The 20,114-nt window shown below is 73.6% G+C and carries 16 protein-coding genes and 1 tRNA gene; 7 read left to right on the top strand and 10 right to left on the bottom strand.

What is annotated here, in order from left to right:
• Positions 1–36 precede the first annotated feature (36 nt).
• From WMF27_RS30740 to WMF27_RS30725, 4 genes are all read right to left on the bottom strand, one after another.
• A complete protein-coding gene (locus WMF27_RS30740; RefSeq protein ID WP_437765310.1) occupies positions 37–597 on the bottom strand; it encodes a hypothetical protein in 561 nt (186 codons plus the stop codon).
• Between the two features lie 95 nt (positions 598–692).
• Complete coding sequence (locus WMF27_RS30735) at positions 693–1,883, bottom strand: cystathionine gamma-synthase (RefSeq protein ID WP_437765311.1); 1,191 nt, start codon at positions 1,881–1,883, stop codon at positions 693–695.
• A gap of 62 nt (positions 1,884–1,945) precedes the next feature.
• Positions 1,946–2,830, bottom strand: a complete 885-nt coding sequence (locus tag WMF27_RS30730; protein WP_437943191.1) for a protein kinase domain-containing protein — start codon at positions 2,828–2,830, stop codon at positions 1,946–1,948.
• Between the two features lie 19 nt (positions 2,831–2,849).
• Entirely contained in the window at positions 2,850–3,761 is a 912-nt protein-coding gene (locus WMF27_RS30725) for a hypothetical protein (RefSeq protein ID WP_437765313.1), read from the bottom strand.
• Positions 3,762–3,926: 165 nt separating this feature from the next.
• Between WMF27_RS30725 and WMF27_RS30720 the strand changes: the two genes are divergently transcribed.
• Positions 3,927–4,589 (top strand): hypothetical protein, encoded by a 663-nt coding sequence (locus WMF27_RS30720; RefSeq protein WP_437943190.1) that lies wholly within the window; start codon positions 3,927–3,929, stop codon positions 4,587–4,589.
• A 17-nt stretch (positions 4,590–4,606) separates the two neighbouring features.
• Here WMF27_RS30720 and WMF27_RS30715 read toward each other — a convergent pair whose 3' ends face one another.
• Positions 4,607–5,041, bottom strand: coding sequence for a YqaA family protein (locus WMF27_RS30715; RefSeq protein ID WP_437765315.1), 435 nt, complete (start codon positions 5,039–5,041; stop codon positions 4,607–4,609).
• 155 nt (positions 5,042–5,196) lie between these two features.
• Positions 5,197–5,700, bottom strand: coding sequence for a response regulator (locus WMF27_RS30710; protein ID WP_437765316.1), 504 nt, complete (start codon positions 5,698–5,700; stop codon positions 5,197–5,199).
• Between the two features lie 364 nt (positions 5,701–6,064).
• Here WMF27_RS30710 and WMF27_RS30705 point away from each other — a divergent pair, with 364 nt between their 5' ends.
• On the top strand, positions 6,065–6,346 hold the full coding sequence (locus tag WMF27_RS30705) for a hypothetical protein (RefSeq protein WP_437765317.1): 282 nt from the start codon (positions 6,065–6,067) through the stop codon (positions 6,344–6,346).
• Between the two features lie 83 nt (positions 6,347–6,429).
• On the opposite strand, the gene WMF27_RS30700 is transcribed toward WMF27_RS30705, so the two are convergent.
• From WMF27_RS30700 to WMF27_RS30690, 3 genes are all read right to left on the bottom strand, one after another.
• Positions 6,430–7,815: a hypothetical protein gene (locus tag WMF27_RS30700; protein ID WP_437765318.1), complete on the bottom strand. Its 1,386-nt coding sequence runs from the start codon at positions 7,813–7,815 to the stop codon at positions 6,430–6,432.
• Between the two features lie 657 nt (positions 7,816–8,472).
• Positions 8,473–8,548, bottom strand: a tRNA-His gene (locus WMF27_RS30695).
• 190 nt (positions 8,549–8,738) lie between these two features.
• Positions 8,739–9,839 carry a histone deacetylase family protein gene (locus WMF27_RS30690; protein WP_437765319.1) on the bottom strand — a complete coding sequence of 367 codons (1,101 nt, stop codon included), beginning with the start codon at positions 9,837–9,839 and terminating at the stop codon, positions 8,739–8,741.
• An 81-nt stretch (positions 9,840–9,920) separates the two neighbouring features.
• On the opposite strand from WMF27_RS30690, the gene WMF27_RS30685 reads away from it, so the two are divergent.
• Complete coding sequence (locus WMF27_RS30685; RefSeq protein WP_437765320.1) at positions 9,921–11,369, top strand: MXAN_5187 C-terminal domain-containing protein; 1,449 nt, start codon at positions 9,921–9,923, stop codon at positions 11,367–11,369.
• Positions 11,370–11,420: 51 nt separating this feature from the next.
• On the opposite strand, the gene WMF27_RS30680 is transcribed toward WMF27_RS30685, so the two are convergent.
• On the bottom strand, positions 11,421–12,521 hold the full coding sequence (locus WMF27_RS30680) for a hypothetical protein (RefSeq protein WP_437765321.1): 1,101 nt from the start codon (positions 12,519–12,521) through the stop codon (positions 11,421–11,423).
• Positions 12,522–12,684: 163 nt separating this feature from the next.
• Between WMF27_RS30680 and WMF27_RS30675 the strand changes: the two genes are divergently transcribed.
• The 4 genes from WMF27_RS30675 (at position 12,685) to WMF27_RS30660 (ending at position 18,485) form a co-directional block, all read left to right on the top strand.
• Positions 12,685–13,668, top strand: a complete 984-nt coding sequence (locus WMF27_RS30675) for a hypothetical protein (protein ID WP_437765322.1) — start codon at positions 12,685–12,687, stop codon at positions 13,666–13,668.
• Between the two features lie 121 nt (positions 13,669–13,789).
• Positions 13,790–16,108 carry a transglycosylase SLT domain-containing protein gene (locus tag WMF27_RS30670; protein WP_437765323.1) on the top strand — a complete coding sequence of 773 codons (2,319 nt, stop codon included), beginning with the start codon at positions 13,790–13,792 and terminating at the stop codon, positions 16,106–16,108.
• A gap of 122 nt (positions 16,109–16,230) precedes the next feature.
• Positions 16,231–17,547 carry a hypothetical protein gene (locus WMF27_RS30665; protein WP_437765324.1) on the top strand — a complete coding sequence of 439 codons (1,317 nt, stop codon included), beginning with the start codon at positions 16,231–16,233 and terminating at the stop codon, positions 17,545–17,547.
• Between the two features lie 239 nt (positions 17,548–17,786).
• On the top strand, positions 17,787–18,485 hold the full coding sequence (locus WMF27_RS30660; protein WP_437765325.1) for a DUF4230 domain-containing protein: 699 nt from the start codon (positions 17,787–17,789) through the stop codon (positions 18,483–18,485).
• The last annotated feature ends 1,629 nt before the right edge of the window (positions 18,486–20,114 follow it).

Here is a 20,114-nt window from a genome sequence, read left to right as displayed (position 1 = left end):
CTTTGTCAGCAGCCAGCGGCCAGCTGCCAGCGCCGCTCAGCCTCCGCAGCTGTCGAAGGCCAGGACGCCCAGCCTGATCTGGCATGTCTCGCCTTCGTTCAGCATCGCCGGGCACTCGAAGCCGACCCAGATCTTGCCCGCGTCGACCCCCTGCTTGCCCTCGAACCAGAACTTACACGGGGTCGCCGTATCGGAGTAGAAGGTCTGGCCGCCCGTCTTCGCCGAGGAGAAGCTGATGCTGCCGGAGGCCGGCGCGTCACGGGTCGCCGCGGGGGAGATGGCGTCGATCTTGACGTGGACCTCCGCCGCCTCGGCGGGGTTCTTGGCCACCGCCGAGACGGAGAAGGTGCCCGAGCCGGACACGGAGCAGTCGACCGAGGCGCTGTCCTCGCCGTCGGTGACCAGTCGGGCCTTCTGGATATCGGTCACGTCGCCAAGGGTCGCGATATGCCCCGGTGCGGAGCAGTCGATGCCCGGGTCGGCGAAGTTCATCTTGTATGCGCCGCGCGGGGTCGGCGGCTCCGCGCCGCTGCAGCCGAGGCCGAGGAGGGGGAGGAGGCCGAGCACGGGCACGAAGCTGAGGCGAGCGAGACGCATGGAAAGCTCCGGTGGTAGGTGGCGGCCCCGAGGCCGCTCCTCGCTTCTATCGTACTCGGGGGTCCGCGATCAAACGGCGGCAGCGCCGCGCGCGCTCACGCGCCCGCCGCGCGCCCCTGCGCGCCGTCCAGCGCCTGGGCGACGTCGTTCCAGAGGTCCTCGCTGGCCTCCAGGCCCACCGAGAGCCGGAGGAGGCCGTCGGCGATGCCGAGCGCCTCCCGCGCCGCCGCGGGCACGGAGGCGTGGGTCATGAGGGCGGGGTGCTCGGCGAGCGACTCGACGCCGCCGAGGCTCTCGGCGCAGGCGAAGATCGCGAGCCGCTCGAGGAACCCCGAGGCGACGGGGAGGCCGCCGCGCACGACGAACGAGATCATCGCCCCGGGCGCGCGCATCTGCCGCGCGGCGAGCGCGTGGCCGGCGTGCGTGGGGAGGCCGGGGTAGTGCACCGCCTGGACGGCGGGGTGCCCGGCGAGCCTCCCGGCGATGAGCGCGGCCGACGCGCACTGCTGGCGCACGCGCACGCCGAGCGTCTTGATCCCGCGGAGCACGAGGTAGCAATCGAACGGGCTCGGGACGGCGCCGATCGCGTTCTGCAGGAACCCGACCCGCTCCGCGAGCGCGTCCTCGGACGTGACCAGCGCGCCGCTGACGACGTCCGAGTGCCCGTTCAGGTACTTCGTGCTCGAGTGCGCCACGACGTGAGCGCCGAGGTCGAGCGGCCGCTGGAGCACCGGCGTGGCGAAGGTGTTGTCGACGACGAGCAGCGCCCCGTGCGCGCGCGCGATCTCGGCGAGCCCTGCGATGTCGAAGATCTTGAGCATCGGGTTCGTCGGGGTCTCGATCCAGATCATCCGCGTGGCCGGGGTGAGGGCCTTGCGGACGACGTCGAGGTCGCTCATGTCGACCGAGGTCGAGGCGATGCCCATCGGCCGCATGACCTTGTCGAAGAGCCGGAAGGTGCCGCCGTAGACGTCATCGCCCGAGAGCACGTGATCTCCGGGGCGAAGCGTGTGGAGCAGGGTGGCGGTCGCCGCGGAGCCGCTGCCGAAGGCGAAGCCATGGCGCCCCCCCTCGAGCGCGGCGACGCACTCCTCGAGCGCCTTGCGGGTGGGGTTGCCGCTGCGGGAGTACTCGAACCCCTTGTGGTGGCCCGGCCGCTCCTGAGCGAAGGTGCTCGAGAGGACGATCGGCGTCATGACCGCGCCGCTCGTCGGATCCGGCGGCTGTCCGGCGTGGATCGCGAGCGTGTCGAGGCCGAGCTTGTCGTGACCTAGGTGGGGCTTCATGCGGGCGAGACTTATCTCGTGGGCCGCGTGCGTCCACGGTTTTGGCGCGCAGGAGAGCCGGGTCAGCGCGCTGACACGGCGCCGCCCTCGGCCCGCGGAGCGGCCGCGTTGAACGCGTCGAGCAGCGCCCGCGCCGTCCCGGCGCGGCGCTCCGGATCGCGATCGAGCGCGCGAGCGAGCGCTCGGCGCTGCCCCGGCGAGAGCGCGTCCGTGACGGAGAGCGGGTCGAGGCAGAGGCCAGATTCGCTGATCTCGACGAGCGCCGCGGCCTGCTCGCGCGCGCGCGTCAGGCTCGCGCCGGTGGCGAAGGAGACGAGGGTCGCCGCCATGGAGTAGACGTCGCCGCGCTGGGTCGGCGGGGATTCGCCGCGGGCGATCTCGGGGGCAACGAAGGGAACCGTGCCCCGGTCGGCGGTCTCGAGGTCCGGATCCATGCCGCGGAACCGCGCGGCGCCGAGGTCGACGAGGCCGATGTCGCCGAGCGGGCCCAGCAGCACGTGATCAGGGCCGAGATCGCCGTGAACGAAGCGGATCGGGCCTCCGGCGTCCTCGATCTCCTGGAGCTCGGCGAGCGTCTCGAGCGCGGTCCTGACGACGTGGGTGATGAGCGACGCGGGCGGCGTCCGGCCGCGGCCGCGCCATCCGTCGAGCACGTCGCGGAGGGAGGTGCCCTCGCGTCGGGTCTCGAGGAGGAATGGGCCGTGGCGATCGGCGCCGACGCGCGCGAGCGCGGGCAGGGCGGGGTGGCGAACGAGGGAGAGGACCTTCGCCTCGCGGACCATGGCGGCCCGCCCAGCGTGCTCGTGGAGGACGCCGGGGGCGAGGCGCTTGCACACCAGCGTGGGGCCGGGCGGCGAGCCTCCGAGCCGCACCAGCGCGACGTCGAACGTGGCGCCGGCGCCGAGGTGCTCGATCAGCTGGGCGCCGTCGGGAGCGGGGTAGGGCATGCCGGCCGCCTGTGGCCTCTCACGCGTCCGCGCGCTGCGCGGCGACCAGCTCGTCGCACTCGCGAAGCCACGCCTGCGCCTCCTCTGCGCCGGCGCCGCCGCGCAGGGCGAGCGGCCACCGCGCGTCGCGCCAGCGCGCCGCAAACTCGGCCCAGCGCGCCGGTGCCTCGCGGCGCCCGGCCAGGGCGGCGACCCTTTCATCGATGCTCTGGAACGGAAACACCGGCTTGCCGAGCCCGAACCGCGCCTGCACCCAGTGGACCACGCCGATGAGGAGCCCGTACCGGCAGCGGCGGCGCTCCTCGTCGACGCCCACCACCGGCGACCTCCAGTCGAGGTGGATGTCGTCGAGCTCCGGCGGCCGCGGTTCGTGCTTGCCGACGCAGAGGTGAACCGCCTCCCGATCCGGCCGGTGCACCTCGCGCCAGCTGTCCGCGTCGAGCGGCTCGCCGCCCCGGAAGAGCTCCGCCATGCTCGCCGTGAGCGAGCCGAGCAGCGCGCCCCGCTGGTGCTCGATCCCCCCGAGGATCGTGTCGCGCGCCACGCGGCGGCCGCCCGCTCCCGCGAAGTGGCGGTCGAGGCGCTCGCGCATGGCCGCCGGCTCCACGTAGACCACTTTGAATCCGGCGCTCCCGCCGCACCAGACGTTGCGCAGATACCTGATCTGCATCCACAGGCCGAGCGTCGGGTCGATGCCGCGGATACGCTCGAAGATGCGCACAACGACGTTGACGCACGTCGGCCCGAACCGGGTGAGCGCCTCGCCGAGGTCGCGCGGCTCGGGGGCGCCCCAGAACGCGTTGTCCAGGTTGAGCTCCGCCCCGGGGCGGCGCGCGAGCCGGTCGGCGAGGCTCCTCCCCAGCGCCTCGCGCAGCGGGCCCGCGAGCCCATCCAGGTGCGGGCCGGCCCCGGCGTCGAGTGAACCGGTCATGCGGACATCCTATCACGCCTGCCCGCGCGGCTCCGAGCGCGGCCACGGCCGCCTGTGGGATGACGGCGCACCTGCACGGGAGGAGGGCGGCGGCCAACTTTTCTCCGCATCCTCCGGCAACTCACTGCGTTCAGCGCGAACGTGATAGAAGTCGTGGGCACCGGCATGGATCCCAAGATCTTGGAGATGCTCTTCATCGCCGTCAGCAACGGCGTCGCCCTCTTCATCGGCGCTTACCTGGCGCGGAGATCGGCGGATCTCAGCGCGGAGCGGCGGGCCGAGCACGAGGAGAGAGCGGAGCTCCTGAGACAGCGGCGAGAAGCGCTCTTGGAGCGACTGGCGCTCCAGCGGCGCGCGCTCGACGACTACGCGCGGATGATCGTCCGGTGGTCGTCGGTGCCCCCGTCCGGAGCGCCGCGCACGAAGGAGGAGGACCTCGCGGCGGACCAGGAGTCCATCGCGATGTACGCGCAGATGGCCAACGCGTACGGGAGTCGCCAGTTCGCCGAGCAGGCCGCCGCGACGCTGCACGCCGTGCGCGCCGGCCGGGGCAACGTCCAGGTGTTCCCGTTCGCCGTGCAGATCGCCTCCGCCTGCTACCAGGAGATGATCCGGGCGATCTCCGAGCTCGAGAAGGAGATCGGCCTGCCGGCGCCGCGGTCGCCCGCGCGGCCGTTCCTCCCGGACGAGGAGCTCGCGAAGGAGGCGACTCGGCTGTTCTCCAGGAACGTCGTGGAGCGCTCCGGGATCGATCTCGGCATGGTCGACCAGATCCTGGAGCGCGTCAGGGTGAACCCGTCGCCCGAGGAGACCGACAGCCCTCGATAGCGCTCATCCCGCCGGCTTCACTGGCTCCATCCCGCCCGGATGAGCGCGTAGAAGAGGAGGAGCCGGGGCACCCGGAACAGCACCATGGTCAAGAAGTAGCGCAGCGGGATCCGGTACAGCCCGGACAGGTAGCAGAGCATCGAGAAGGGGATCGGCGAGATGCTCCCGATCGCGATCGCCCAGTGGCCGTAACGCTCGAAGAGCCGGTCTATCCTGGCTCGCGTCCGCTCGATGCGCGCCGCGAAGAGGCGGAGCCGCGCGAGGCGGCCGGCGAGGCGATACCCCGTGCAGCCGCCGACGAGCGAGGCGGTCGAGATGGCGATCAGGGGCGCGACCTGCGAGCCACCCGAGGTGATCGCGGTCAGCATGTAGAACTGCGGCGGGATCGGGAACGAGAACGCGTCGGCGAGGAAGGTGCCGACGAACATCCCGGCGAGGCCGAAGCGGTCCACGAACGCGCGGCCGAGCGCGTCGAGCTGCTCGCGGGCGAGGTGCGCCGCGAGCGCGATCCCCGCGAAGAGCGCGGACAGGCTGAGCGCCAGCTGGGCCAGCGTGCGCCACAGATCCCGCCGATCGCCGCGCGGGCGCGGCTCGCCCTGCCGAGGCGTCAGACCGCCTCCAGCCGGCGGCGCTGCAGCCGCTCGATGATCCGCCTGCTGCGGAGGGTGCTTTGAAATATCCGCGTCGCCTTCTCGAGGGCGTCGAGGAGCTTTTGCTCCGCGCCGTGCTCGTCGACATAGGCGAATGGCCGGTGCGCGTTGATGACCTCGAACGAGTCCTTCTCGTCGTGATGAGCCGAATAGAAGATCACGGGCACTTCCGGCTGCACCTTGCGGATCTGGTCGCAGACCCAGAATCCCTCCAGCCCTGACATCCGCGCATCGACGATCACCGCGCACGTGTCCTCGGTGAAGGCGGCGACCCCGTCCACGGCCGAGGAGCATACGACGAGGCGATATCGCCTCGAGAGGAGCGCGCCGAGCGGCTGCCAGATGCTCCTGTCCCCGTCGACCAAGAGCACGAGAGGGAGCCGCGCGGGCTCGGGCTTCTCGCGATCCGGTCGCTCGGCTGGATCGGCTTCGAGCAGGGTGTCGGATTCCTTGGAGGGCATTCGTCGTCGATCGTGGAGGGCGCGTCAGGACGCGCGATGACGCAATGTACCACGCCCGGCGCGTCGAGCCAGCGCGGGGGTGCGGCAGCGGGAACGGAGATGACGTCGGCGCGGGGCCGAGGTCTTCGCGTCATCTCGTCCTCTCCGTTCCCGCTGCCGCCGCGCGGTGGGCGGCGGCCAGGGATTCGTCTATGCTCTGCGCGGAGGCGTGGCCTCGTGGTGAGGCGCGCTGGCCTTCTGCAAAGCGCTGCTACCGTGCCGGGTCGCGCGCTCGCCTTCTTCTCGTGCGCTGACGCGGGCTGCCGGTCGGCAGCGGGTCGCTCGCCGGGGAGAGTCTCCGTTCCACAACCGAGGTGAGCTGCCCATGAAGAACGCAGAACTCCGATCGATCCCGCTCGTCATCGCCGCCGTCCTCGGCCTCTTGGCCGCGGGGGCCGCAGGGTGCAAAGACGAAGAGATCCTGAACGCATGCAGTGAGCTCTGCAAGCACCGCATCCTCTGCGCGGAGGAGAACGACGCTCCGCCGCCGAGCAAGACCAGCTGCGAGACCGCGTGCCTTGGCCTCGAGGGGAATGACCTCGTGGAGCGAACCGAGGAGTGCGTGAACGAGGCGTCCTGTGATTACGTCGCGTGCGCGGACCCTTGAACGCGGCGCCCCCGCCTCCCCGCGCGCGGGGAGGCGAGGCGCCCCCGCCTCCCGGACGGATGGCGCGATGAGGGGCGGCGCGATCAGGGCTCCGCGTCGCACTCGGGCGCGTCGCGGAGCGGGCCCGAGGCGCGCGGCCCGTCGAAGCGCAGGAGATCGAGCTCGACGAGCTCGAGGCGCTTGAGCGTCAGATCCAGCGGGCCGACCGACACGCCTGCCACCGCCTCGGCGTAAGCCCGCACGCCGCCGTCGACCCGCGCGTCGTACGCGCAGTAGGGCGGCGCGGTCTCCGCCGTGACGCGCGCGTACGCCTGGACTCCGACGTTCGGACCGACGATGCCGTACAGGCGCGCCCGGAGCTCCGCGCCGGCGCTCACCTTGCCGGACGCCGTGATCGGGCCGGGCGCCCCGATCGAGGCCGAGCCCGAGGCCGAGCCGGAGGGCTCCCAGATCGTGCTCCACGTGCCGTTCTTGTAGTCGACCCCGGCCTCGATCTCGGCGGTCGCCTGCGCCTCGGCCTCCACCTCGGCGGCCGTGAAGGACAGCCCCAGATCCGCAGTCGCCCTCGGCACGACGTTCGTCGTGACGATGACGGGGACGGGGCCCACCCAGAAGGTCAGCGTCGGCAGCGGCAGGCTCGGGACGCCCCCGGCGAGCTCCAGGAGATCGACCGAGCAGCTCCCCGTGACCGTGCCGGTGCCCTGGAGCCTGGCGCTCACGTCGAGCTGGCCCGACGCGACGAGGCGGAGCTGCTTCAGCTCCGGCACCGGGTTGAGCTTACCCCTCGGGCCGATGTGGACCTCGAGATCGAGCGCCGGCGAGAGCTCGGCCGTGACGTCGAGCGCCGCCGTCCCGTGCGCGGTGACCCCGCACGACGCAGGGAGCGAGGCCGACGAGAGATCGAGGAGCTTCAGGGAGGCGCCGGACGAGATCTTCAGGGCCTCCGCCGCGCTCGCGATCTGCTCGCCGTCCTCCACGCCGAGCTCGCGGGTGCGCGCGACGTGATCGTCGATGGCGCGCGCGTACTCGCGCGCGTCGTAGTGGACGCGGAAATGGCCCTCGGTGATGAACTCCGTCAGAGGAGCGGGCGTCGTCGCGAGCGCCACCCGCGTCGCGTCGATCGTGCGTACGCGCACGACGCGGGCGAGGTAGCCGCCTCCCTGCGTGCCGCCGAGCACGTCGCCCGCGGCGAAGGGCGTCATGCTGCCGTCATGGGTGATGACGAGCTCGTGGTCCCCCAGCGCCGCGGCGACGAACCCCGGCTCCTTCTCGGGCACACGAGCGCGCTCCGAGAGCGTGAGCGGGCGGACGACATCGACGGCGCCGGGGGCCGGCAACTCGGTAGGATCCAAAACATCGCTCGAAGAATCCGCGGCGCACGCCGCGAGCTGAGGTGCGTTGAACGCGATGAAAACGGCGGAGATGAGGCGCGCCGTCGACGCGCGGCTCCCGGGGAGAGTGGTCTTCATGCGCGCGGACGCTACGCGGGGTGTGTGGCGAGTCGGTTACAGAGATGAGACTTGCTGTCTCCGTGAGAATGGATAACGGCTCACTGCGGTGGACGGATATCCATGAATCGATAGCTCCGAGGCGCGAAGGGCGCTTATCGAAGCGAGCGGTTCGCGACACCGCGCGAGCTCGTCCATGATGGGGTGTCCGAGCGCGCTCGTGATGGCGCGCGAGCGCGCTCGTGGTGTGGCGCGCGGGCGCGCTCATCGATGGTCTCGGGCGGCGCCGGGCCTCGGACCGGGGTCGGGCCGCGCTCGCGCGGCGTCGGCCAGGGGGAACGCCGTTCGGCTCGTGGAGGGATGGAGGACGGGAGGTCGCGGAGAGCGCGCGTCGCTTTCCCGCGGACAGGGCGCCGCATGCCGGCACCGTCGCGCCGGGGCTCGGGGCCCGAGGCCACGGCGCGCGTCAGGTGTCAGCGGATCGAGCGCCAGCGTCGCGGTCCCTCGCGATGCGCCGCTCGGCGCTCGCTCCCTGTCGACGCGTCGCGGTCGAGCCCGTGGAGCGCCAGCGAGGAGGCCGGCGGGCACGCATCAGCGGGCCTGCCGCTCCGCCTTCGTGCTCTCGCGCAGCCGAGACCCCGAGGCTGCCGCTGCTGGGCGGCCTCGGCCTGTTCTACCTGGGGTGAGTAACGGGAATCGAACCCGCGACAACTGGAGCCACAATCCAGTGCTCTACCAACTGAGCTATACCCACCGTTCTTCGCGGCCCGTGGGCTGCGAAGGCCTGGCAGAATACTCAGCTCCGCGCAGAGTGCAATCACGGAAACGCACCGCGTGTCGCTCTTCCTTCTGGTCCGGCGTCCGGCGTCCCCGCGCCCCCGGCCCCGTTCACGCCTCGGCCGCGTCCCGGCGCGTTCCCGGGCGCGCGCCGCCGGTCGCCTCGGTCAGAGCGTCGTCCACCGGCGCAGCGCGGCCCGGCGCGCCCGGTCCAGGTCCGCGCGGTGGCGGGTCGAGATCGGCGCGCGCTGCGCGGGCTGCGCCGGCGGCACCGACCCTCCAGCCGGGTCGTCTGCTGCCTCGCGGCCGGACGCCGCGAGCAGCGCCGACGCGAGCGAGCTCTCGAGCGCGGCCAGGTCGTAGCCGCCCTCCAGGAAGATGGCGAGCCGCCCCCCCGCCTTCGCGGCCGCCATCGCCGCGAGCCGGCGGCCCATCGCCGCGTACGCGGCGCGCGACAGCTTCATCGCCGCCATCGGATCGCGCTCGTGCGCGTCGAACCCCGCCGAGACCAGGATCAGCTCGGGCGCATACTCGTCGAGCACCGGAAGGAGGAGCTCGTCGAACGCAGCCTCGTAGACCGCGTCCGTCGCGCCGTCGGACAGCGGCACGTTCACCGTGTAACCGTCGCCGTCGCCGCCGCCGAGCTCGCCGGCGGCGCCGGTGCCGGGATAGAACGGCCACTGGTGCAGCGAGCAGAACAGCACCCGCGGATCGTCCCAGAAGATGTCCTGCGTGCCGTTGCCGTGGTGCACGTCGAAGTCGACCACCGCGACCCGCGAGAGCCCGCTGCTCAGCGCCGCCCGCGCCGCCACGGCGACGTTGTTCAGGAGACAGAAGCCCATGCCGGCGTCGCGCGTGGCGTGGTGGCCGGGCGGACGGAGCAGCGCGACCCCGAGCCGGCCGGGGCCGGCGAGCACCGCGTCGACAAGCGCCACCGCGGCGCCCGCGGCGCGCCTCGCCGCCTCGACCGAGCGCGGGACCACGTACGTGTCGGGGTCGAGCGCCGCATAGTGGCCGCTGAGCCGGCCGAGCGACTCCAGGTACCGCGGGGCGTGCGCCCGGGCGAGCTCTTCCTCGGTGGCGTCGCGCGACGCCACGTGCTCCAGCGAGAGGCCGGCCGCGGCGCAGCGCTCGATGGCGCGGCGGGCGGCTTCGAGGCGCTCCGGGCGCTCAGGGTGCGCGCCTCGCGAGCGATGTTGCTCGAACAGCGCGTCGTCGACGACGTAGAGGCGCGGGGCTTCGGAGTGCGGCTGATTCAAGTGCACCATGAGCTGGGTGGAGAGTTGTAGCAGCGCCGCAGCGGATGGTAGCTTGCCCTGAGCCCCGGAAAGAAGGAGTGGAGACGCAGGATGCGCGGAAAGATCATCGCAGTCTTCGCCGTGATTGTCCTCATGGTCGGAGGGCTTTTTTACGCCCTCACGCGCGCCTCCCTCGCGGAGATCGGGCGCCCCGGCGAGGCGCCGCGCGCGCTCGCGGCCGCCATGGCGCAGCTCCAGGTGGACGGCCTCGTGCTGGAGCGGTGGCTCGACTCCTACGCGAGCGACCCGAAGCTGCGCGAGCCGTTCAACGCCGGCACCGCCCCGGCCCGCGCCGAGGCGGCCACCAGCGCCGCCAACGCCATCCGGGAGGCGGTCGCCGCCTCGCCCGAGCTGGCCAGGACCCCGCCCTCGCTCGTGGTCCTGGTGGACACCAAGGGCGTGGTGCTCGGGCGGAACGCCTCCGCGCTCATGCGCGGAGACGACCTCGGCGCCGTCTACCCGTCGCTGAAGCTCGCCATCGAGCAGGGGGTGACCGGCTCGGACGTGTGGGTCAGCCGGGCGCGCAACGAGCAGCTGCTCGCGTCCTACGCGCCCATCCGCAGCGACGCCGGGCAGATCATCGGCGCCGTCGCGGTGGGCACCGCGCTGAACGACGAGCGGCTGACCAACGCGAGCGAGCGCACGAGCGGGCGCGTCCTCGTCGTCGCGACGCAGTCGGGCGACGGGCTCGACGTGGTGGCGAAATCGCGTGACGCTTCCCCGCAGCTGGTCGCGGCGCTCACGGCGTCGCCGGCGAAGGACGGCGCGCTGAAGGCGCTGCGCTCCGGCCAGACGGTCGACATCGGCGGGCTGTCCGGCGAGTACAGCGCTGTCGGGCACGCGCTCGACGGCTACGGCGACGGGCGGCGCGCGGTGCTGCTCAGCATCGCGCAGCTCCGGACGCCGGGGCTCGCGAGCGCGCTGCTCTGGCCGCTCCTCGGCGTCACCGCGCTCGGGCTCGTGCTCGTCGTGATCGCCGCGTATTTCCTGGACGCGTACATCTCGCAGCCGGTCTCCGAGATCGAGGACGGCCTGCTCGCGATCATGAACGGCCGGACCGACCTCCGGTTCCAGATCGAGCACGCCGAGCTCGGCGGGCTCGTGTTCCGCCTGAACTCGCTCCTGAACCAGCTGCTCGGGGTGCAGGAGGACGAGACCGACGCCGAGGGGCGCCCGTCGCGCGCGCCGACGTCGGCGTCCTTCCGGGACGCCCTCGAGGTCGACGAGCGGATGGCCGCGCTGTCCGCGGGGGAGATCCCGGCCGACGCCAAGGCGCTGCTCGAGGAGCCGGAGGACGCCTACTACGCGCGCATCTTCGCGGAGTACATCGCCGCGAAGAAGTCGCTCGGCGATCCGGTGGACCACATCACCCGCGACGCGTTCGTCGCCCGCCTCAAGGCGAGCGAGCAGGAGCTCGGGCGGAAGCACGGAAAGCCCATGCGCTACAAGATCGAGGTCCGCGGCAAGGAGGTCGTGCTCCTCGCCGTGCCGCTCGCCTGACGCGCGCGGCGCAGGAGCCCGGGAGCGGAGGGAGGCGCGGCGCCGCGTGTTTCAGTGCAGCACGGCGTCCGGGCCCTCGTGCAGCTCGACGCGCCCCGACGAGGGCTCGCGGCGGAGCGCGATCACGTCGGAGAGCTCGCAGCCGAGCGCGATCGCCGGCGATGAGGTCGTGACGATCCACTGCACGTTGGGCAGCGCGGCGCGCAGGCGCGCGGCGAGCGATCGCTGGCGGTGCACCGGCTGCTGCGCCTCGATGTCGTCGAGCAGCACGACGCCCTCGGCGAGGCGCGGATCGCCGCTCGGGTGCGCGGACGCGAGCGCGCGGAGCGCGAGCGCGCCGAACGCGACGGTGTGCCGCGCGCTCCGCCCGAGATCGTCGAAGTCGACGCGCTGGCCGTCCGCGCGCTCGAAGATCGGCTCGAGCCGGAGCGGATCGACGCCGGCGTACGTCACGCCGTGGCCGTCGAGCAGCGCCTCGAGCACCTCCTTGAGCGCCCGATCGAGCGCGCCGAGCCGCTCTGCCTGGGCGCCGGGCCGGGCGTCCGGCTGCACGTCGGAGAGCACCTCCGGCCGGCTCTTCCGGCCCTCGCGCGCGATCGCCGCCGCGATCGGGACGAACGAGAGCACCTGCTTCGTCTCGCGGGCGAGGTCGGTGCGCGTCGCGTCGTCGAAGCTCGCGGCCGCGCGCACGTCGTAGCGGAGGATGCTGCGCTCGGGCGCCGTCAGCACGAGCGCGCTGCGGGAGAACCAGCGCGCCCCCGAGAGCGCGACCAGGACGAAGCCCCCCTCGGCCGCGCGCCGCTCGAACAGCGACTGCTCCCTCCGCCGCAAGATCGCCGCGTCCTCGGGCTCGTCGAGGCGCGCGTTCGGGCTCGTGACCCGCAGCGGGTGCGCGCGCGCCGGGTCGTCCGCGCCGAGCATCCAGTCGGCGACGACGAGCGGCTGCGAGCCGTCGTCTCCGCGCGGCCTCGGCTGCGCGACCGCGTACCCGGGCCGGGTCGACGCGATCGCCGACAGGATCGAGGTCTTGCCCACGCCGTCGCCGCCGAAGAGGACCACGAGCCGGCGCGGCGCGCCGGCGGCGTCCTCGAGCGAGAGCGAGAGGTCCTCGAACGGGCCGACATGGACGAGGCGGACGCGGGAGAGCAGCACCGCCCGCGAAGCTACCACCGCGCAGCGCGCGTGGAGCGCCGCCATGGGCGTGGAGCGCGCCTCCGACGCGCCGTGGCATGCCGCGCGCGCCCCCGCGCCCCCGGTGGCGCGTGGTGGCGCGTGATGGCGTGGCAGCCTAGATTCGTGGTCCGGGGTCGTCACCGTGCTGCGCAAGCTGCCTCCGCCGGATTTCCGCTACGTGTGGCTCCACCCGGAGCCCGGCTCGACCGGCGCGCTCGCCGCGGCCGGGACCGCGGGGCTGGCGGGCGCCTCCGCGGCCGTCTGGAGCGCCGGGAGCCACGCGCTCTCGCTGGGGCTCATCGCGATGGGGGGCGCGCTCGGCTTGCTCGCGCTGGTCCGCGCCGAGCACCGCCCCCCGATCCAGCGCGGCGCCCGCGAGGTGACGATGGCCGTCGTGCCCTGGGGGATCGTCGTCGACCCGGACACGGAGCCGCGGGTGCTGCGGTGGCCCGCCGTCAAGCAGGTGAGCGTGGACGTGTCGCACACGATGCGCGGCGGGACGCCGGCCATCGTGTCGAGCCTCGTGACGGTGCACACCGAGCGCGAGGTGCTGGCGGGCCGCGCCGCGGGCGCGGTGGACCTGGAGCGGCTCCTCGCCAACCTCGAGGGGTATGCGCAGGAGGCGTCGCGGCCCGTCGCCGCCGACGTCGAGGGGCTGACGGCGCTCGGCGACGGCGTGACCGAGCCGATCGCCGCGGCGCTGCTGCACGCGGCGGACGGCATCTGCGCGACGAGCCGCGGCGACGCGCAGCTCGCGCTGCCGGTGGGCGGCTACCGCACGGCCGCGGCGCGCGCGGCGGCGCCCGAGACGATCGCGGTGCTGCGCTCGGCGCTGTCGTGGAGCTACGACTGCCCCGCCGATCCGCGGCCGCTGGCGGCGGTCCTCGCGGGCGCGTTCGGGGCGGTGGAGCTCGTACCCGAGCTCCTGCGGCTCGCGAGCTCGCCGCACCCGGTGGTCGCCGCGTTCGGCAAGGCCGCCGCGCTGCGTCTGGGTGCGCCGCCGAACCGCGCTGGCTCGCTCGACGAGGTCGCGGCCTTCCTGTTCGAGGAGGACGTGGAGATCGGGAAGCGGTGGATCGCGTCGGGCCCGACACTTTGTTTGCGACCCCGGGCCCAGGCTTGCTAGCTAAAGGGGTCGGCAGCGCGTGCGCTGCGGTTCGAGCGGCCTGCGCGCGGAGGCCGTCGTTCCGCGGGGCTCCGTCCTCAGGGCGCGCTGCCGGCGGGTCGTCCAACGCGCCGGGTCGGCTATGAAACGGGCTCCGTCGCCACCGAAGCCGTCTTCAGGGGGAGCGCGCCGCCGGCTGGCCGTCGCGTGGGTCCTCGGCCTCTCGCTCTCCGCGTGCGCGGAGCACCACGCGGCCGGGCCGCCCCCGTCGCAGAGCACCGCGCGCGCCGCGCCGCCCGCGGGTCTCGCCCTCGCGCCGCCCGCGGGTCTCGCCCTCGCGCTGCCCGCGCCGTCCCTGGTGGACGGCGCCTGGGTCGAGTCGGTGCGGCTCGAGCGCTGGGCCGAGGCGGCGGCGCGGCTCGACGCCCTGCCCATGGAGCAGCGCGCGCTGCCTTCGATGAAGTACGCGCGGGCGCGCGTCGCGTTCGAGCTCGGGGATCACGGCAAGGCGGTGGAGCTGCTGCATGGCCTGGAGCAGGAGCTGCCGCTCCTCTCGCGCGAGGTGGCGCGCTACCGGGCGGAGGCGGCGTTCGTGGCGGGGCCGTTCCTCGAGGCGGCGGCGTACTTCGAGCGCTCGGGCAGCGCGCCCGGCCTCGCGCGCGCCGCGCTCGCCACCATGAAGGGCGGCGATCTCAAGCAGGCGCGCGCGCTCGCCGACCGGGCCGTGGCCGCGGCGCAGCGCGCGCGCAGGTCGCGCGACGAGGCGGCGGCGCGGATGGCGCGGGCGCGCGTCCAGCTCGGCGTGCGCGACGCCGCCGAGCGCCCGGGGGAGAAGGCCGCCGCGGCGGCGCTCGCGCACGCCGACCTCCGGTGGATCGTGAAGAGCGCGCCGTCGTCGCCCGACGGGCGCGAGGCCGCGGCGCTCCTCGCCGCCTTGCCGGGGCAGCTCTCGCAGGAGGAGCGGCTCCAGAAGGTCGACGCCATGGTCGCCGGGGGCAGCGCGGCGGAGGCGATCGCCGAGCTCGACAAGATGTCGGGCGTGCCGGCGCCGGAGCTCCACCACCGCAGGGCCACGGCGCTCTACCGGGCGCGCGACTACGAGGCCGCGGCCGCGGCGTTCCTCAAGGTCGCCGCCGCGCCGTCGGCGCGCCAGGCCGAGCAGCTGCACCTCGCGGCGCGCTCGCTCTCGCGGCTCCGGCGCGAGGCGGAGGCGATCGAGCGGCACCTCGCCGTCGCGCGCAGGTTCCGGAAGACCCGCTGGGGGGAGCTCTCGAGCCTGCTCGCCTCGCGGCTCCTCATGCAGGTCGGGCGCTACGCGGAGGCCGTCGCGCAGTACGGCCGGTTCCTCGGCGCCTATCCGCGGAGCGATCGGCGCGGCGACGCGGTCTACGAGCGGGCGCTCGCGACGCTGTCGACGGGCGGCGCCGCGCGCGCCCGGCGGCCGCTGGAGCAGCTCGCGCGCGACGCGAGGCCGGCCGACGCGGCGCGGCTGCGCGAGCTCGCCGGGCTCGCGGCGCTGCGCGGCGGCGACCGCGACGGCGCGGTGCGGCTCTGGACGCAGGTGATGCGGGAGCAGCCGCTCTCGTGGGGCGCGCTGCTCTCGCGCTCGCGCCTCGCGGCGGTGGGCGCGCCCATGCCGCCGCTGCTCGTCCCGGCGTCTCTCGGGGACGCCAGGGCGGTGGAGGTGAAGCTGCCGCCGGCCGCGGCGCTGCTCGCGTCGATGGGGCTCGACGGCGACGCGGAGAGCTACCTCGCCGAGAACGAGCGAGAGGCGACCGCGGCCTATGCGGGGCAGGAGAGCGAGGCGCTCTGCCGGATGTACGGCATGCTCTCGCCCGCGAAGCGCCGCTACCGCGTGGGCACGCAGGCGGTCTCCGCGGCGGCGCTCCAGCGCGCGCCCTCGCAGGCCGATCGCTGGACGTGGGAGTGCGTCTATCCGGAGCCGTACGCCGGCGAGGTGCGCGCGCTCGAGGCGCAGCACGGGCTGCCGAGGGGCCTCGTTCACGCGCTGATGCGCCAGGAGAGCGCGTTCGACCCTGTCGTGGTGAGCCCCGCGAGCGCGGTCGGCCTGATGCAGCTCATGCCGTCGACGGCCGAGAAGGCTGCGAGCGAGCTCTCGCTCGGCTTCGACCTCGGGCAGCTCAAGAGCGCGCCGCTCAACCTGCGCCTCGGCGGCTTCTACATCGGCAAGCTGCTCCGGACGTTCGAGGGCAGCCTGCCGCTCGCGACGGCCGCGTACAACGCCGGTCCGAAGGCGGTGTCGCACTGGCTCGGTGGGGGCATCGACCGGGACACCGACGTGTGGGTGGCGCGGATCCCGTACAACGAGACGCGCGCCTATGTGGGTCGCGTCCTCTCGAACCTGGCGCGGTATCAGTGGCTGGCCGGCGGGGATGCGGCCGTGGAGATGCTCCCGCTCACGCTCCCCGCGGACGCGCGCGCCCCGGCGGACGCGTACTGAGCGCGGTCGCCGGGGACGGCAGCGCAGGGGTTCCTCCTGCGTTGAAATTGCGCTGTGCGCTTGAACTCGCAAGCGGGTGCCTTCACCGTGGTGGGGTGGCAGGGACCGCTGGAAGCGACGGCGTGTTCAAGCGGTGTGGGGTCCTCATCCAGCCCTACGCCGATGCTCGATCCATCGGCCGGCTGCTCTCGTCGGCGCTCGCGTGGCTCCTCGTCGTCTTCTCCGTCGCGTCGCTCGTGGAGCCGCTCGCGGGACCGATCGTGGCGGCCGTCATGGTGCCTTTCGCGCTGCTCGGGTCGTTGCTCGCGCTGCTCTGCCTGGCGTGCCTGCTCTACACGCCGATCGCCTGGCTCTGGGCGGCGGTGGGCTCGTCCGGCGCGGCGGTCGTCCGGGTGAGCAACGCGCTGTGGATCGAGCGCCCTGGCGATCGGCGCGCGTTCCCGCTCCTCTCGCTCACGCGCGCGCGGCTCTCGAGCTCCGGCGGCGAGGTCGCCTTGAAGACCGACGACGGCGATGTCATCCGGGTGCGCGTCGACGATCCGGTCGACGCGGAGCGGCTGCTCGGCGTGATCGCCGCCGGGCGAGCGCGGGGCACGTGGAGCGCGCGGCTCTACGACGACGCGCCGTCGCTGCCGCGGCGCCGCCTGTTCGTCGGGGTCGCGGCGCTCATGTCGCTGCTCTGCTGGTCGGTGCTCGACTTCGACGTGGCGCTCTCGCTCGGCGTCGTCACGGGCGCCTCGGCGTGGGTGCTGGCGGCGCTGCTCAGGGAGGGCTCTGCGCGCCGCGTGCTGGTGGCGGGCAGCGACGGGCTCTCGCTCCGGGACGACGCCGGCGAGCGCTTCATCTCCTTCGGCAGCATCGAGCGGGTCGAGGAGACGGCGCTCGGGGTCGAGCTCGCGCTCACCGGAGGCGAGCAGCTCTCGCTCACCCTCGTGCCGCCGCAGCTGCTGCGTGATCCCAGCGAGACGGGGCTCAGCATGGTGCTCGCGGAGCGGCGCCGCGAGCACCTGCTCGCGCTGCTGCGGGAGCGGAGCGGGCGCGGCGCCCACGAGGCGGGGCGCGCGGTGGCGCTCCTCGGGCGCCGCGGCCTGCCTGCGCCCGCCTGGCGGGCGGCGCTGCGCCGCCTCGTGGGCGAGGCCGGCGCCGATTACCGGACGGCGAAGCTCACGCGGGAGCAGGCGTTCATGGTGCTCGAGGACGGCGGGGCGCCGGCCGAGCTCCGCATCGGGGCCGCGCTCGCGCTCGCGGGCTCGCGCGACGGCCAGAGCGAGGAGCGGCTGCGGATCGCGGCCGAGGGCTGCGCGAACCGAGACGTGCGGCTCGCCCTGGAGCATGCGGCCGAGGGCGACGTCGACGACTGGATGCTCGAGCAGGCGCTCTCGTCCTCGAGGGCGGAGCAGGCGGCGGCGCCGCCGCGGTCGACGGCGCGGGCGGCGTGAGGCGGGTCGCGGCGGCATAGCCGCCGGCGCGCTGCGCGGCGAGCGGGCGGGGCGGGGCGGGGCGGGGCGGGGCGGGGGTAGGCTGGGCTGGGCTGGGCTGGTCGATACTTCTCGCTCTCCGGCCTTCCAGTTCTGGGTACTCTCTGTAGAGGACGCGCGGCGCCTCTGGTCATCGGTGTCCAGCTGAGCTGCCGCGGGCGCCTGCTGCGCGCCTGTGATCCTCCAAGGTAGACACCCCGATGGAAGGCCCGCTCCAGGACCCCTACGCTTCGGTCGCAGTCCACGCGCCGCGTTCTCGCCCGCAGGCAGGCCGCGCCGCGCGGATCGCGCTGCTCGTCGTGGCGCTCTTCGCGTCGGTCGGGTTCGGCGCGCTCGTGGTGGCGCCGCGCCTCGGCGCGCCCGCGCCCTCGAGCGGCGTGGTCGCGCGGCCGTCTCCCGCGCTCGTCATCGCGATCCGCGACCTGTCGCGGCTCGAGACAACGGAGGTGCACGTCGAGAAGGTCGTGGATCTGGCCGACCGGCAGAGCCGCCTGTTCGGTCTGGTGCAGGCCACCGACGCCCTCCTGCTCGTCGCGGTCGGCCACGTCACGATCGGCGTCGATCTCGCGCGGATCGGCGAGGGCGACATCGCGATGGATCCGGAGACCGGGGTCGCGCGGCTCACGCTGCCCGCGCCCGAGGTCTTCTCGACCCGGCTCGACGAGGACGAGACATACGTCTACACGCGGTCGACCAGCCTGCTCGCGCGGCGCAACGAGCAGCTCGAGGCGCGGGCCCGGAAGGAGGCGACGGCGGCGATCGAGAAGGCCGCGCTCGAGGGGAACGTGATGACGCGCGCGAAGGCCCAGGCCGAGCGGCAGATCACGGCGCTCGCGACGCAGCTCGGCGCGAAGCGGGTGGAGATCCGCTGGCGCGAGGTCGGCGGCGGAGGGGGCTGACGCGCGGGCGACCATCGCGAGCGTGTGCTCTCTGACCTGCGCGGCGGAGCGCTCCGCCGCCGCGGCGTTCTCGTTCTCGGCCAGCTCGCGCGAGGCGCGCCAAGGCCGTACCGCCCGCGCCACGTTCTCGCCGAGCGCGCTGAGCGCCGCGCCGATGGAGAGGAACAGGACCAGGCCGACAAGGTCAGCAGGATGGTTGATCTAGAGGCTGCATGGCTCGACCCAGCAAGCGGCCCCGGCGACGCAACGTATCGTTGCGAGGAGCCCTGGCCGGAGCCCGCCGACATCCAATAAAAGGCTCCCAGGAGCTCTCTCGGTGCGCCGGACTGGCTGGGGGCGGATGCGTCGAGCTGATTGCCCCAGCGGCGTTTGATTTTCCTGGCTGGGTACCGACCCTCACGCGTGACGCTGCCAGTTGGCTCCTGCCAGGCCGTCGAGCTGATCTGACCGGGAGATGGGGAGTGTGAGATGTGCCCTTTTTCATGTCACTGCGAGCTGGGCTTCTGACAGGACATCCGCGAGAGGACACCAGGCTGTCCGCCCAGCTTTCTTGTGCCGATCCTCGCGACCGAGGCGAGCGAGTCTGTCGTGACGTACACCTCTGCCCGAGCGTCGCGAGGCACGGCAGAGGTCGCGCCCGTACGGAGCGCGCCTCGCCGCGCGGTCACGCTACCGGCGATGCCGCCGACGTCGCTGCCGCCACCGCCGCTGCCGCCACCGCCGGGCGGTGAGGACGTTTGCAGAGTTGGCCCTCGGCGAGCTGGCTTCCCTGGTCGCGAGGATCCCCGAGCTCGGGGAAAAGCCAGCGGAATAGCCAGTGGAGGGGGTAGCGCGAAGCAGGACGAGGCGATAATATTCAGCAAAATCAAATGGTTGGCCCCGTGGCGAAATGGCAGACGCGGTGGATTTAAACGGCGCTCTGGGGGGGAACGGGGGCGAACCGGCGAAATTGCTGGGGAAATCGGAGGGGGGCGACGATCGACGCGGTTGGAGCGGGGGTGTGACGATTCGGAGGGGGCGCGTGGCGATTCGATCGGGGTGGGCGGGGCGGGGGAGAGCGTTGGGGGGAAGGGGTGGGGGAGAGGGCGGCGTCGGTGAGGGCGACGTTGCTTGTGCAGCTCGGGGAGGGGCTGGCGGCGGCTGTTGCGGCGGGCGACATCGAGGCAGCGCGCGTGGTGAACGAGGCGATCGGGCGGCTGCTTGGAGGGCCGACGCCATCGCAGGGACGAGGCCGCGGCCGAAGTGCTCGACCTCGCCTGGGAGCGCGAGCGGAGGGGACGGCGAGATCCGGCTCCTCGCGCATATCAGCGTCGAGGTCATCGAGCACGAAATCGGGGCGTCTTCTGCGTGAACGTGGACGCCGGCGAGCTCCGTCGCGCTCTGCTCTCCTCTACGTCGGCGCGCGAGATGCCTGCGCGTGAAGGCCTCGAAGCGAGTATGCGGGAACGCCGGCGCGTACGACGGGCTCGCGCGCGAGGGCCTCAGCGGCGCGTGCAGCGAGCTCGCTTGCTAGATGTTGGGTAGGTAAAGGCTCATCGTCCTCGTCCATCCGGCCGAGCTCGGGAGCAGCGCCGGCAACGAGGACCATGGGCGCGATCGCGCGCCTGGCCCCTCTCCATCGCCTTGGCC

It is taken from the genome of Sorangium sp. So ce281, from assembly GCF_051527395.1.
In the GTDB taxonomy this organism is placed as follows: domain Bacteria; phylum Myxococcota_A; class Polyangia; order Polyangiales; family Polyangiaceae; genus Sorangium; species Sorangium cellulosum_B.
The sequence above is the reverse complement of the archived record's forward strand: the minus strand, read 5'-3'. Positions and strand labels throughout refer to the sequence as shown.